The 15,757-nt window shown below is 35.1% G+C and carries 6 protein-coding genes, 1 riboswitch and 1 other annotated feature; of the genes, 3 read left to right on the forward strand and 3 right to left on the reverse strand.

Going from position 1 to position 15,757, the window contains the following annotated elements; all coding sequences use genetic code 11:
* Nucleotides 1–15: 15 nt before the first annotated feature.
* The 3 genes from bsdE14_RS12255 to bsdE14_RS12265 are packed head-to-tail and all read right to left on the reverse strand — an operon-like array spanning nucleotide 16 to nucleotide 2,190.
* On the reverse strand, nucleotides 16–1,314 hold the full coding sequence (locus tag bsdE14_RS12255) for an FtsW/RodA/SpoVE family cell cycle protein (RefSeq protein WP_264850224.1): 1,299 nt from the start codon (nucleotides 1,312–1,314) through the stop codon (nucleotides 16–18).
* Nucleotides 1,305–1,646 (reverse strand): PadR family transcriptional regulator, encoded by a 342-nt coding sequence (locus tag bsdE14_RS12260; protein ID WP_264850225.1) that lies wholly within the window; start codon nucleotides 1,644–1,646, stop codon nucleotides 1,305–1,307. The genes bsdE14_RS12255 and bsdE14_RS12260 overlap by 10 nt, the downstream gene beginning before the upstream one ends.
* Nucleotides 1,633–2,190 carry a VanZ family protein gene (locus bsdE14_RS12265; RefSeq protein ID WP_264850227.1) on the reverse strand — a complete coding sequence of 186 codons (558 nt, stop codon included), beginning with the start codon at nucleotides 2,188–2,190 and terminating at the stop codon, nucleotides 1,633–1,635. The genes bsdE14_RS12260 and bsdE14_RS12265 overlap by 14 nt, the downstream gene beginning before the upstream one ends.
* Before the next feature lie 194 nt (nucleotides 2,191–2,384).
* Nucleotides 2,385–2,638: a binding site (T-box leader), on the forward strand.
* A 116-nt stretch (nucleotides 2,639–2,754) separates the two neighbouring features.
* Here bsdE14_RS12265 and metG point away from each other — a divergent pair.
* From metG to bsdE14_RS12280, 3 genes are all read left to right on the forward strand, one after another.
* Nucleotides 2,755–4,689 carry a methionine--tRNA ligase gene (gene metG, locus bsdE14_RS12270; protein WP_264850228.1) on the forward strand — a complete coding sequence of 645 codons (1,935 nt, stop codon included), beginning with the start codon at nucleotides 2,755–2,757 and terminating at the stop codon, nucleotides 4,687–4,689.
* 291 nt (nucleotides 4,690–4,980) lie between these two features.
* A riboswitch (cyclic di-GMP riboswitch) is annotated at nucleotides 4,981–5,064 on the forward strand.
* Between the two features lie 89 nt (nucleotides 5,065–5,153).
* Nucleotides 5,154–15,164 (forward strand): peptidoglycan-binding protein, encoded by a 10,011-nt coding sequence (locus bsdE14_RS12275; protein ID WP_264850229.1) that lies wholly within the window; start codon nucleotides 5,154–5,156, stop codon nucleotides 15,162–15,164.
* A 22-nt stretch (nucleotides 15,165–15,186) separates the two neighbouring features.
* Nucleotides 15,187–15,666, forward strand: a complete 480-nt coding sequence (locus tag bsdE14_RS12280; RefSeq protein WP_264850230.1) for a PM0498 family protein — start codon at nucleotides 15,187–15,189, stop codon at nucleotides 15,664–15,666.
* Nucleotides 15,667–15,757: the final 91 nt, after the last annotated feature.

Consider the following 15,757-nt stretch of genomic DNA (forward strand, 5'->3'; position numbering starts at 1 on the left):
ATTGCTTTAAGCATATTAGTTATCCGCTCTAACACTAACTGTTAAGGTCCTGCGTTTATAAACGCTGGATATTAATCCTATCGCTATCATGTTCATGATAAATTGACTGCCACCGTAGCTTATGAAAGGTAGAGACATTCCTACTAGTGGTGCAAAACCAAGCACCATTAGGATATTCCAAGAAAATTCTACAGCAAATATTGCAGCTATTCCTTTTATAAGGAGCTTTCCATAGGTGTCTTTTACAGAAGTAGCTAAGGATATAATTCTAACTATAAAGGCTGAAGCTAAAGCTACTATGGAAAGTCCGGCAAACCAACCAAAGGTATATATTATATAAGCAAATATAAGATCAGTATGTGGCTCTGGTAAGGCCTGCCTAGTAAGAGTAAGTCCTTTTCCAAAGAATCCTGCACCGATTAGAAGTTTTTTTACTTGAATAATCAAATAACCCGCTCCTTGAGGATCCTTTTGTGGATTTACAAATGTAAGCATCCGTGAAATCCTATAGGGCTCTGATAGTACAAAGAAAAATGATAAACCAAATAGGGCGCAAACAATTAGTAAAATATACTTATAATTAGCCTTAGAACCAAATAAAAGAACGATAAAGGATATAACATAGATTGCACAGGCTGATACTGAAGGTGCTGATGCGATTAAAAGTAGGGGCAGTGCAAGTAATCCTATTCCTTTTAGTTTATTTTCAAGTTTACTAAAGTCCCAATCGGAGAATATTCCGCAGGAGGATATTATAAGAATAAATACCGACAAGTCAAGGAAATTCCAAACTGTAAAAAATAAACTAAGGTGAATTCTACCGTTGGATTGAGGCCCAGTAAAAGCTGCAAGCATTGCAAAAAATAAAGTAACAATATAAATATACTTTGAGTATTTACGAAGCTTTCTATAATCAAAAAAGTAAATTCCTGTAACTATTGCAATTCCTATTACAAAATAGCCTAGATTTTTGTAGAAAACCTCTTCTGAAGCAAGTCCTGAAATTTTTATAAAGTACATGGATAATAGTCCAAAGCCCGAAAGCAATAAAGTTATTATAAGTAGTGTCCAGTCTGGATTTCCCTTATGAGCCTTATTTAACTGGCTTCCTACTACAGTAGCATCACCCATTTGAGCAATAGCCTTTTCAGTGGCTTCACTTTCCTTTGTGCCTTCTGATATCAGTTCATCACTAAGCTCTAAAATATGATTTTCAAGCTCCAATTTTATTTCTTCATGTGCATCTTTGTTTTTTACTAAAGAGCACACATTTTTTATGTATTCCCCAATGATTTCATTGCTATTTAGCCCCATGCTATACCCTCCCACAAAACTTTATCTACTGCAGTCTTAAAAGTGCCCCATTCTTCTTTTTTTTCTTTTGTGTGAAGTATTCCTTTATCCGTTATTTTGTAGTATTTTCGCTTTCTACCCCCTTCGCTTTCATCCCAGTAGGATTCTACCATGCCTTCAGCTTCTAAAGTATGCAGAATTGGGTACAGTGTACCTTCCTTAAAGGCAAAAATGCCGCTGGATTTGGTTTCGATTTCTTTAATCATCTCATAGCCATACATGGGTTTTTTTTCAAGAAGACTCAGAATCAAAATAACCGTACTGCCTTTAATGAGTTCTTTACTTATTCTCATAACTCTCCTCCTTAAATAGCTTAAATATTCCAAAACCGATTATTGAACCTAATGTATTTAAAATAATGTCATCTATATCAACAGATCTGTAATTTCCGCAAAACATAGACAAATATTGAAGAAGCTCTATTGATATAGAAACTAATAAACATAATAAAACTGTTGCTTTAATACTTTTAAACTTTTTAAAAGTTATGGGTACAATTGCTGCTAAAGGTGCTAAAAGAAACAAATTACCAAATATATTGATTATCCAAAACTTGATCATAAAACTCTTCATATTTGATGGTATTGTTGAAATGTCTTTTACTGTATTAAATACAGGAACTAAATTTGCTGTGGGTTTAATGCTGCCATATCTATGAAATGGCAATAAGGTAACCGCAATTAATCCCATTATATAAATAGAAAAAATAATTAAGAGTACTTCCTTAGAATTTAAAAATTTAGCATTAATTTTTTTAGCTTTTTTGTACCTGATTATTTCCATAATTATTAATATAGGAACCCCTAGTATAAAAACAAATTGCCTATCAAACCCCATACTTCATCCTCCAGACTAATTTGATACATATTATTACTATGCATAGTATATCTAGGCATAATTATAAACAAATATTTCCAAGGAGTCAACAAGGAAGTTTATGAATTATTATATTTTTTAATATATTAAAAATAAGGTGCTTTTATTTAAAAAATATTGACATAATAATCTATATGGCATATTATAATAATTAATAAAATGCATTGATGGGAAGAGTAGTAAAGGGATGTGCTTAAAAGAGAGCTAGAGTAGGTGAAAGCTAGCAGCATGGAAGCTTACGAACATGGCCCCTGAGCAGATTATCTGAATTTAAGTAAGGTAATACGGCAGCAACCGTTATATTGCAAGGTGATAAAAGCTAAGCTTTAGCAAGGTGGAGTCACTTATGGAGGTACTTGTGGCGACATAAGTACAAATTAGAGTGGTAACGCGTATATACGCCTCTATGTGGATTTTTCTACATAGAGGTTTTTTATTTTGCAAAACTAAGCTTTTATGGAAAAGACTTATGCATATTGCCTAGAAAAATGGAAAACATTTTAATAATAAAGAGGAGGAGAAAATATGTGTAACAAGAAACCTTATTATATTACGACCCCTATTTACTACCCATCTGCTAACCTGCATATAGGAAATACTTATACAACAGTAGCAGCAGATGCACTAGCTAGATTTAAAAGACTAACTGGATATGATGTATTCTTTCTAACAGGAAGTGACGAGCACGGCGAAAAAATACAGAGAATAGCTGAAGGAAAAGGCGTAACTCCAAAGGCTTATGTAGATGAAATAGTAGCAGGAATTAAAGAGCTATGGAAGCTAATGGACATAAGCTATGATAAGTTTATAAGAACAACAGATGATTATCATGAAAAGGCAGTACAAAAGATATTTACTCAGCTTTATGAGCAAGGCGATATATATAAGAGCTCCTATGAAGGACACTACTGCATACCTTGTGAATCCTTCTGGACAGAAACTCAATTAGTTAATGGAAACTGCCCAGACTGCGGGAGACCAGTTGAAAGAAAGACAGAAGAAGCTTACTTTTTTAAGATGTCAAAATATGCTGATAGACTTATAGAGTATATAGAAACTCATCCAGAGTTTATTCAGCCTGAATCCAGAAAGAATGAAATGCTTAATAACTTCCTAAGACCAGGTCTTCAGGATCTTTGCGTTTCAAGAACTTCTTTCAATTGGGGAGTTCCAGTAGAATTTGACCCAGGACATGTAGTATATGTTTGGATAGACGCACTTTCAAACTATATAACAGCTCTTGGCTACAACACAGAAAATAATGAGCTTTACAACAAATTTTGGCCAGCAGATGTTCACCTAATAGGTAAGGACATACTAAGATTCCACACTATTTACTGGCCTATTATGCTTATGGCTTTAAATATTCCACTGCCAAAGCAAGTATTTGGTCATGGCTGGCTTTTGGTAGACGGCGGAAAGATGTCCAAATCAAAGGGTAACGTAGTAGACCCAGTAGTTCTTGTTAATAATTTTGGTGTAGATGCTGTAAGATATTATCTGCTTAGAGAAATACCTTTTGGTTCAGATGGACTATTTAATAATGAGATATTTATGAAGAAAATAAATTCAGACCTTGCTAATGACCTTGGAAACTTACTATCTAGAACTGTAGCAATGGTTGAAAAGTACTTTGATGGAGTAATTCCTGCACCAACTGCTAAGGAACCTATAGATGATGAGCTAATTAAACTTGCGTTAGAAACTCCAGTAAAGGTTGAACAGCATATAGATAAGCTTAGAATTCCAGAGGCTCTAGGTGAAATTTGGGCACTAATCGGAAGAGCAAATAAATATATAGATGAAACTACACCATGGATACTTGCTAAGGATCCAGAAAAGAAGGAGAGACTAGGTACTGTACTATACAACCTTGCTGAATCTCTAAGATTTGTATCTGTGCTTGTATCAGCATTCCTGCCAACTACTGCACAGAAAATAAATGAGCAGTTATCAGTAAACTTAACAGCATGGGATACAGTTTCAGCCTTTGATGGTACAGAAGCAGGAACAAGAGTAAAAAGAGGGGAAGTTATATTCCCAAGAATTGATGTAGAAGCTAAACTAAAAGAGTTTGAAGCTGCTGCAGAAGTTAAAGAAGAAGTTAAACCATCAATGCAGCCGCTAAAAGAAGAAATAACTATAGATGACTTTGATAAAGTAGACTTAAGAGTAGTTAAAGTACTATCCTGTGAACCAGTTAAGGGAGCTAAAAAGCTGCTTAAATTAAAGGTGGATTTAGCAGGAGAGGAAAGACAAGTAATTTCAGGTATTGCACAGTACTACAAGCCAGAGGAGCTAGTAGGAAAATATGTAATACTTGTTGCCAACTTAAAGCCTGTTACACTAAGAGGAGAGCTTTCACAAGGAATGATACTAGCAGCTGCCACAGATGATGACAGCAAGCTGTTTACAGTAAGCATACCAGGAGAACTTCCAACAGGAAGCACAGTTAGCTAATTTTGTAAAAACTTAATTTAATAATAATATCGGCACAAATAAAATAGGACTTAGCAGTTTGCAGAGTCCTATTTTTATTTGTGCTAAATTCTTAAAGTATATAAAGATAAAGGGTGATTTATTGAAGATCATTAAAGGGCTTATTAGGAGATTATTGTAATAAATATGTAGTATATTAACAAATTATTATCAAAAAATTAATAAAATACTATAAATTTGGAAAAAGGTGTGGTAAAATGTTAACTGAAGTTCTAAAATATGACATAATATACAATTATGCCATAAAATAATCATAGATAAAGGCAAATTTATCGAAAGATAAAGACGCAAAGCTACGGGCCTAAGGAAAGTTTCTATGGCAGCCGGGTTGCCTAAATACATATTTTAGTTATTTTTCATTTGCAATAATTTTATTATCAAAAATAACTTGTCTTATATCTATGGTTCTATTTGGGGGTGAATTAATGAAAAGAAGAATTCCAATTAGGGCTATTAGTATCTTTTTAATTTTTACTTTTCTATTCAATTCTGCAGATAAGACAATATCATATGCAGCGGATACTATAGCAAATGCACCTGAAAAGGGGACATACTACGGTAAGGACATCAATGGAAAAGTAGAAAAGGCAAAGGAAGTTTCTCAAGAAGAAAAGAAATCTGAAAAGGCTATAAGAAAGCCGCAGGTTTTAAAGCAAGAAAAGCAGGAAAAGTACAGCAAGGATAAGGAAAAAACTGAAAAGAGAACAGAAAACAGTAAGACATATAAGTTAGACAGCAAGCATGATGTAACAGAAATATACCTTGATAAGATTAACTACAAAGATAAAAGTGGTAATTTACAAGAGATTGATAACACTCTTGTAGGAAATGGAAAAAATAATACTGAGTTCTATGAAAACAAGGCAAATGATTTTATAGCTACTTTGCCTGCAGTGATGGATAAGGATAAAGGCTTAGCCATAACTAAGGAGGGGTCTTCTGTAAACCTTTACCCATTTGAGGGGGACTTTAGTAGGAGTGCAGTTAGTGAGAATGCTATACTTTATAATGATGTGTTTGAGGGTATAGATTATCAGTATACAGTACAAAATTCCAATGTAAAGGAAGACATTATACTTAATCATTATGTTGATAAAAATATTTTTAAGTATTATATATCAGCGAAAGGCTTAACATTAAAAGAAGAGTACAATACAATAAGAGCCTATAAGGCTGGGAAAAAAGAACCTGTATTTATAATAAGTGCACCTGTTATGACAGATGCAGCGGGAAAAATGAATTTTAATCTCAAAATTCACCTTGAAAAGAAGCTGCTTGGCAGAGATGTTATATCAGTAACAGCAGATAAGGAATGGCTTCAGGATAAGGAAAGGGCATATCCTGTAAAGGTTGATCCTACTGTAAGTATTTATAATAAGCAATGGACATATATTCAGGAGACAAACAAAGGATATAACTATTTGAATGACGGATACCTTTATGCAGGTCTGGAAAATTCTAATGCATCTCATGTTTATGCACTAGGTCATACTATGACATTTATCAAGTTTAGCTTTGATATAAAGAGTGATGAAAAAATTTCATCAGCAGAGCTTATTTTAAGTAGATACACTACTGGAAGTACAGAACCAAGAGTGTTTGAACTTGACAGTTTAGATGAAGAACTTAATTTTGGTGAGGTAACTTATGAGTCCTGGGGGAAAAGTCCTGCTAAGACTTCATATGCAACTGAAACTACAATATCTGGGAGTTCAACTCCTAAAGAGCCTACCCAAGTTACATGGGATATAAAAGAGCTTGCTCAGAAATGGGCCTTAGGTAAACCCAATTATGGAATAGCAATTAAAACTGCAAATCCAAATGATATTGCAGAAGCTTTTTCTGGTGGACAGGAAAATGGATATTGTAAAATTGCACCTGAAGTTAAGATAATAACAGAAGTGGACAACCCTGTTGATCCAGGAACTTCATTGGATTCTCCTACAGTAAAGCTAAGACCTATGAGTAGGCATTCAAATGATGGACTTTTAAGCTTAGATGGAGTTTTTGCTGATGGAGTAGCAAAACCAGATTCAAAGATAACCTATTCACTGGAATCTGATACAGGAGTAACTTACAGTAATACTGTAGATGCTGGACTTTCTTATAAGTATCCAAATAGTGATTTGCTTACGGATATACCATCAGGTAGTAGTATTTATAAGGGTAAGGAAAGTAATTGGCAGGCAACAGATACCTTTAAAAATTATTCTTATAATACTTTATATAGAATTAAAGCTGTGGCAGAGCTGGATGGAAATACTGGAACACCTGGTTATAGTGATTATTTTCAAATTTATCAGGTACAAGCTAAAGATACTATACCTTATGTGGCTAATTTCTATGGTGTAGATTCTGCTACAATTAAAAAAGACAATAGTGTACAAGATGGTCTGCTTATAGAAGGAAATACGCTTTTTATAAGGAATCCTAAGAAGAATGCAGGTAAACCCTATACACCAGCACCTCTTTCAGATGCAAAGAAACGAGAAATCGATAGCGGCTTAATGGCAAGAAACAAACATTGTGTTTATGGCTTTGAACCTATAAATCTTCTTACTGGTAACTTCTACTACGAGGCTAAGGATGCATCATCCAGCGATTATAATGGTGATTTTTCTATAATGAGAACCTATAATGCAAAGGGAGAGGCCCACGATGGCTACTTTGGAGTAAAGTGGGATTTCAATTATAATAAGTCACTGTCAAGGCTTAAGGATGGAACAATTATCTTTAATAAAGGTGATGGAAATGCTATTTATTATAGACCTAATGGTGATGGAAGTTATAGCGCTCCTGTAGGAGAAAATCTTCAGCTTAGCATAGTAAATGATGATAGTATGAAGAATATTGGCTTTAAGATAACAGATGGTGTAAATACTTATTTATTTAACAAAATGGGACTTTTAGATTCAGTAACAGACGGAAAGGGTAATATAACTAAGCTTTCATATGATGAAGCTTATAAATTAACTAGCATAACAACTCCTTCAGGAAAGGTTTTTGGAATTAGTCTAACTGATGAGGGAAGAATAGGGGCTATAACTCTGCCAGACTCAAATACTCTTCACTATAGTTATGATGATAAGGGAAACTTAGTTTCTTTTGTAGATGCAAAGGGGGCTGAGACTAAGTACTACTATGATGAAAAATCAAGAATGGCTTATTTTACGGATCCTAAGGGAAACAAAGTAACTTCCAATGTTTATGACAGTGAAGATAGAGTAGTTAAGCAGACTGATGCTCAAGACAAGACTATAACCATCAATTACTATGATGGTTATAATGAAGCAGTAGATGCTAATGGAAATAATACAAAATACTATTATGATTCTAAATTTAGAATTACAAAGATTGTTAAAGCTGATGGCAGTGCAGAGAGCAGAACCTATGATGATAATAATAATCTTAAAACTGTAACTGATGCTCTAGGGCATATAACTACCTTTGAATATGATAGTAGAGGAAACAAAACTAAAGAAATACGTTTTGACAAAAAGGCTAGAGAATTTGGTTATGATGATAAAGATAATTTAACCTATGTAACTGACTTTAATGGAAATACAGTGTCTATGATCTATGATAGCAGGAAAAATCTATTAAAGCTTCAAAGACCGGATAAGAGTACCTTTGAGTATACCTATAATGATAAAAACCAGATTATGACCTCAAAGGATCCTCAAGGAAAAACGGCAAGCTATGAGTATAATGGAGCTGATATATCTAAAGTTACGGATGCAAAAGGAAATGTATATAAATATTTTTATAATCCTATGGGCAAGGTAATAAGCATCGAAGATCCGCTAGGTAAGATAACAAGAATGACATACAATCAAAGTGGACAAGAGCTAACTACAACCATGCCAAATGGAGCTGTTATACAATATGGCTATGATGTTAATGGAAATAATACCACAATTACCGATGGAAATAAGAATGTTACAACTCTAGATTACAACAATCTAGACAAGCTTATAAGGATTACAGATGCACTAGGGAATACTACCCAATATTCCTATGATGCCAATGGAAATAAAACAGAAGAGCTTAATGCAAAAGACAGCAAAAAGCAATATGTATATGACAACCTAAACAGACTTATAAAGGTAATTGATGAGGAGCAGGGAGAAACAACCTACGAAAGAGATGCCCTTGGAAATATAATTGCTGTAACAGATCCAAAGGGAAATAAATCAACCTATAGCTATAATTATGCTGTTAATAAAATTGAAAAGGCTGAAGGAATTTTAGGACAAACACTTCTTCATGAATATGATGAAGAGGGTAATCTATTAAAGCTTACAATGCCAGATGGCACTGTTAAAAAATATAAGTATGACAGTCTTTATAACCCAATAGAGTTTACAGATACAAATGGAGTTGTAACAACTACTTCCTATAATTCAATGGGGAATATAACCAAGATTAAAGATAGTGTAGGCAAAGAATATGACTATGAATATGATGAAAATAGTAATTTAATTAAAACAGTTGATCCATTAGGTTATGAAACATATTACACCTACGATGGTAGAAATGCTTTAACTTCAGTTAAAGATGCTGCAGGTAATGTAACTGAATACAAGTATACAGATGCAGGGAATTTAAAGGAAACTATAGATGCTTTAGGAAACAAGAAATCCTTTGAGTATGACCCCAATGGCAACTTAATATCAGAAACTTCACCTAATGGCTACAAAAAGTTATATAACTATGATGCTCTAAACAGAATAAAAAGTATACAGGACCCATTTAAGAATTTAACTCAGTATACCTATGATAAAGTTGGAAGTGTAGAGAAGGTAACAGATGCACTAGGCAATGAAACAAGTTATGAGTATACCTCTAAAGCTCTTCCTTCAAAGGTCAAGGATGCAACAGGTAATATTCTTCAAATGAACTATGACAAAAATGGAAATATGATTCAACTTGTATACCCAAATGGAGATTCTATATCCATGGAATATGATGGAGAAAATAGACTCCTTTCCTCTACCGATGCTGCGGGTGTTAAGAAAAGCTATGAATACAATATCATGGGCAAGCTTACTAAGCAGGAGGATAATGCAGGCAATAAAATTACCAATACCTATGATAGCGCAGGCAGGCTAATTGAACAGAAGGACATACTTGGCAGGACAATTAAATACAGCTATGATTTAACAGGAAACATCGTAAGTAAGGTAGGTCTTGATGGAAATATTACTACCTATGAATATGATAAGAAAGATAGAGTGGTGAAGATTACCGACCCTGAAGGCAAGATAACTACATTAACCTATGACGGTTTGGATAGATTAAAAGAGAAGCTTGATCCAGGCAGCAGAAAGTACTCTTATGAGTATGATGCCATAGGAAACTTAATAAAAACAATTGATCCTTTAAATAATGCTACAGCTTATGGTTATGATAGAGATGGAAATCTTACTCAAGTTACAAATGCCAAGAACAGTAGCAAAAAATATGAATATGATGCTTTAGACAGACTTGTTAGTTTTATAGATGAAAGAGGAAATAAAAGCAGCTTTACCTATGATGCAAGGGGTAGTGTTATCAAGACCCAGGATGCGATGGGAGGCATCACACAGTTTAAATATGACGCTTTAAACAGGCTTCAGATGAAGGTGGATGCATTGGGCTTTGATACAAAATATGAGTACGATAGCCTCAATAATCTAATAGCAGTAACTGATGCAAAGGGTAATAAGACAGACTATGAATACAACAAACACGGACTTACCACTAAAATAACTGATCCACTTAAGGGTGAAACACAGTACCAGTATGATTTAAGTGATATGCTCATAAAGCAAATTAACCCTATGGGAGAAACTTATAGTTATAGCTATGATAAGCTCCATAGAATAAGTTCTATACAAGACCCTGAGGGCTATGTTAAGAATTTTGTGTACAGCAGTTTAGGAAATCTGGAAAAGGAATATGATTCTTCTGGCAACAGCAAAACCTATATGTATGACAAGATGCACAGGCTTTTATCAGAGCAAAACACAGCAGGACATACAACTACTTATGACTATAATGCTTTAGGAAATCTTAATTCTGTCAAGCAGCCAAATGGCAATATAAGCTTTTATGAATACGATGCTCTAGACAGGGTTAATAAGACAGTAGATCCAGAAGGAAAGGCTACTAGCTTTGAATATGATTCCCTGGGGAATATAACAAAGGTTGTTACACCTGGAAGCAAGGAATATAAATTCAGCTATGATGAAGCTAATAATCTTGTTAGTGAGATTAACCCTCTAGGGGAAACTACAAGCTACAGCTATAACAAGAACAATATGGTAGAAGCAGTAACTAACCCTCTAGGAAACAAGACAAATTACAAATATAATGCCTTAAATTTGGTTGCTGAGATCAGCAATCCACTAGGTTTTGCAACAAAATATACTTATGACAAGAACAGAAATTTAGCTTCTGTATCAGATGGCAATAACAACAAAACAAGCTATGACTATGATGAGCTAAACAGACTTATCAAGGTAACCAACCCAATGGGGCAGGATACTAAGTACAGCTATGATAAATCAAGTAATCTAATCTCTGTAATTAATGGTAATGGCAATGAAACTAAATTTACTTATGATAAGGTAGGGAGAATTACTTCTGTAACAAATCCACTTGGTGAAAAAGAAAGCTATACTTATAATTCAATAGGCACAGTATCAAGCTATATGAAGCCCGATGGTAGTAAAGTTAGCTATGATTATGACATACTTAACAGACTTGTAGACAAAGAATATAGAAACAGCGACGGAGAAAAGCTCGGAGATAAAACAGTAAGCTATAAGTATGATGTAAGTGGCAATCGTACACAAATGACTGGAGAAGAAGGGGTAACAGATTATCAATATGATAAAATGGGCAGGCTTTTAAGCGTTAACGCCCCTACTGGCGAAGAGGTAAAATATGAATACGATGAGCTCGGAAGAAAGTCAAAGGTTATATATCCTGATGGAAAATATGTAAAGTATAACTATATTGGTGTGGACATATTAAGCTATGTAGAGAACTGGAAGGGCGAAAAAACCTATTACAGCTATGATGGAGCAGGAAGAAGATCTGAAGCTAAGCTTCCAAATGGTACAAAGGTAACTTACCTATATGATGCTGCAGATAGACTTGTAAAGCTAGTTAACTCAGATAAAGATGGGAAGGCATTATCTACCTACGAATATGGCTATGATGGTGCTGGAAATATAACAAGTGAAAAGCTTACTACTGAAGATGAAAGCTATACAAGAACTTACAGCTATGATGGAGCTAATGAAATTATTGGCTTTATTGAGGAAGAACACGAAGAAGATGGAAAAGTTGAAACAAAGAGTTACAATTACAGTTATGACAAGGCTGGAAATAGAATAGCTGTAGGTACTAAAGAAGGTGACTCGCTAGATACAACAACTTATAAATATAATGAGGCCGATGAATTAATTAGTGAAACAAAGGATGACGATGGAACAATAAAGTATGAGTATGATAAAAACGGAAATAGACTCAGAAAAATTATACCTGGTCATAAGATTGAATACTATGAATATGATCTTGAAAACAGACTTCTTCAAGTAACAAATCCAAAAGGAGAGATACTAACCTTTGGATATGACAGTGATGGAAACAGGTTATTCTCAACATATGGTATATATTTTAAACCTCAAAAGGGAGTAGATGAAGGTACTCCGGGCAGTGGAGGTACTGACAATGACAATGGCAATGGAAGCGGAAGTGGAAGTGGCAATGACTCTGGAGCTACAGGTTCAACTCCAACTGAATCAAAGCCAACACCAGTACCATCAGCACCAACACCTCCTGCAAAAGATAATACAGCCCAAACACCTGTAGATACATCAAAAAAGGATGAAGCATCAGGAGTTAAAGCGGCATCTAAGAGCAATGCTGAAACAGTATCAAAAACTAATACAGCATCAACGGATGAAGCAAAAGATAAGGCAGAGTCTTCTAAAAACACAGTGATTGGAAGCATAATTGCAGCAGCAGATGAAAAAGATAAGGTGCAGGAGAAAACTTACAATAAAGAAACATCAAAAACTGAAGATAAAAAGGCTTCCACGGAAACTAAAGCAAGTAAGAAATCCTTTGTTGGAAAAGCTATAGAGAAGCTAAAAGAAGGCTTAGCTAAATTTGCTTCAACGCTTTCAAAAGGCATAAAAAAAGCAGCCCAAGGTATTGCTAAATTCTTTAAAGAGTTATTTGGCGGAACAAAGGTACAAGCAAAGGAATTATCCTTTATTCAAGCTGAAAAGCTGGATAAATCTAAAGACAAAGATAAGGGTAATGGTAATGGCGGCAATGGTGGTGGCAAGGATAATGGTGACGGTAAAGGTAATAATGGTGGTGGTAACGGCAACGGTAATGGAAATGGCAATGGTGGAGGAAAAGGAAATGGAAAGGGCCATGGCAATGGCAACAATAACGGCAACAATGGCTTACACCTAGGCTGGTACAAGAGAGCAGACCATCCAAAGAATCCAGGAAACCAAGATCCAGTAGACAATGTAAGCAGTTATGAGATAATAAATTATGTAAATGATGTGTCCTTAAATAATGCAGAGGTACTAATGACATCTGATAAGGATGGAAATTATACTCAGGCATACACATATGGACTGGACAGAATATCTGCAGATAATCTTGCATCGGACGAAACAACAAAGAGAGATCCGCTGTACTACATGTATGATGGACGTGGAAGTGTAGCTCAGTTAACTAACAGTTTAGGACAGGTAAAAGATAAGTACAGCTACGATCCATTTGGAAATACAAACCATGGAGGACCACTAGGAAACAGTGAGGCTCATTTCCAAAGCTTCTTTGGCTTTAATGGAGAAGAGTATAATAACATCAGCGGACTTCAATATCTAAGAGCGAGATATTATGAAGCAGACACAGGGAGATTCCTAACTAGGGATAGCTACTTAGGAAGCTTAACTGAACCATTAAGCTTAAATAGATATGCATACACAAACAACAACCCAGTAATGAACATAGACCCAAGTGGACACAGAAGGTTATCTGTGACAGGTGAGGAAGAGTATGACTTAGCTGCAAACCCAAGTAGTTATGGAACGCTAAGGAATGGTTCCAGATATGGAGATGTATCAACACTTCAGCAGCTTCTAAAGAATGCTGGATTTAATCCAGGAACAATAGACGGTATATTCGGAAATAACACCGAGAAAGCAGTACGAGCATATCAGGCAAGCAAAGGCTTAGCAGTAGATGGTATTGTAGGAAATCAAACCTGGGGATCATTATTATCTGGCGGAACATCAAGTTCCTCAAGTTCAAGCAGCAGCTCACTACCAAGTGAAATATTAAGAAAAGGCTCCAGTGGTTCAGCAGTTGAAAAGCTACAGCAAAGACTTATAGCACTACATTATGATTTAGGTTCATCAGGTGCAGATGGTATATTTGGAAACAAGACAGAGCAAGCAGTAATAAACTACCAAAGAGACCATGGGTTACTTGTAGATGGAGTAGTAGGAAAGCAGACCTGGGCTGAGCTTGGAAGTAAGAGTAGATCACAGAGTTCGAGTATGTGCGATGGCTTACCAGAAATAGGTAGTCAAGAGACGGGTGACACTAATTATGGTGGAGCATTGAAAGACTTTGGGCTTGGAGTACTTGCAGCATTTTTGGATAATGGCATAGATAATTTTAATGTCATAAATACAATTCTTTATGGTTTTTTCGGTCAAAATGCAGCAACAAGATCATATTTGCAGACCGCACAAGCAAAAGGAAATTTAGAATCCAGTATAATGGGACTTGTAAATTCAAAAACTGCTTATTATGCAGGTAAAGTAGTAACAGACGCAGTGTTTATGCTTGGTGGAATTGCGAGCGCAATTCGTGGAGTAAGTGATTTCATGAGCGGTGCGGGTATCGGCCTAGGATCAATATTGGGTGCAGGTCCATCAGGTGGTACTTCATTGCTAGCCTTTGGAGTGGGAATAGCAACAGCAGCTGTAGGTGTTGGCGAGATAGGTATAGGGCTATCGTTGATTGCAAGCGGCTGGAGCAATGGACGAGAAGATATGGCTAACCTTAAGAAGGCTATAAGTGAGGGAGATGGTAAACCTAAAACAGGGGTGAACAAAAATGGTGAGATGCTTGGAAAAAACGGTACTAGAGTCGATAGTGATACAAAATGGCAGCATGGAAAAACAGAAAGAGTAGATGTCGAAAATCCTAACCCTGGCAAAAGACCAGGTGATGTTCATTATCATGATGCGAATAATACTAAATATCGATTTGACCCAGTCACAGGAAAGTTATATGATGAAGCGGGTAATTTAGCACCAAACAAGGTACAAAAGATACTAGGAAATGAAGATATTCAAAAGGCGATAAATAAAGCCCTTCAAGTGTTAGGTGAGGAAAAATATTTCTAATAATGATTTTCAGGAGGATATAATGTTGAAGTACAATAAAAATATGATGAATTGCCTAAATAGCATAGAAATATCACATCAAGATTTTTTAGGTAAAATAATTAGGATATGGCCAGAGTTTTATGAGATAAAGGGGTTTGTGTTATTAAAAAAACATAAGGACACTGTTGAGGAACTAGATGAAGATAAAATAATATCAGTTTATTATGATAGAACTGGTTTTGAAGCAAGCTACAATGAATTTCGGATAGAAGATTATTTTGATTGGTGTATAGGAAAACCTATGGAGGGTCTCGCACTGGCTGTTAAGTTATCTGAAATTTGGGAATGTAAGTTGAAAAGAGATTTTCCTAATTACAAGTTTCATATAATTATGGGGTTTGATGGTAATTATACAACTATTAGATTTCATAAGTTTAGAGATGAGGAAGGTAGTTGGATAGCATTAGACGATTTAGATGATTACAAAGAAAAATCTATTGCTGTTAGAATTGTCGAGTAGAATATAGCTACATAACAAAGAATTATTTAATACAGAAGTGTTTAGAGGGTTGCTTGGGCTCGTGCATATAGTAACCTTCGTGATTTTCTGC

The organism is Clostridium omnivorum, assembly GCF_026012015.1.
Lineage (GTDB): Bacteria > Bacillota > Clostridia > Clostridiales > Clostridiaceae > Clostridium_AX > Clostridium_AX omnivorum.

Excerpts from the sequence above, each read along its gene's own strand:
- metG (WP_264850228.1), top strand. The coding sequence starts at position 2,755 with ATGTGTAACAAGAAACCTTATTATATTACGACCCCTATTTACTACCCA.
- bsdE14_RS12265 (WP_264850227.1), bottom strand. The coding sequence starts at position 2,190 with ATGGGGTTTGATAGGCAATTTGTTTTTATACTAGGGGTTCCTATATTA.
- bsdE14_RS12275 (WP_264850229.1), top strand. The coding sequence starts at position 5,154 with ATGAAAAGAAGAATTCCAATTAGGGCTATTAGTATCTTTTTAATTTTT.
- bsdE14_RS12260 (WP_264850225.1), bottom strand. The coding sequence starts at position 1,646 with ATGAGAATAAGTAAAGAACTCATTAAAGGCAGTACGGTTATTTTGATT.
- bsdE14_RS12280 (WP_264850230.1), top strand. The coding sequence starts at position 15,187 with ATGTTGAAGTACAATAAAAATATGATGAATTGCCTAAATAGCATAGAA.
- bsdE14_RS12255 (WP_264850224.1), bottom strand. The coding sequence starts at position 1,314 with ATGGGGCTAAATAGCAATGAAATCATTGGGGAATACATAAAAAATGTG.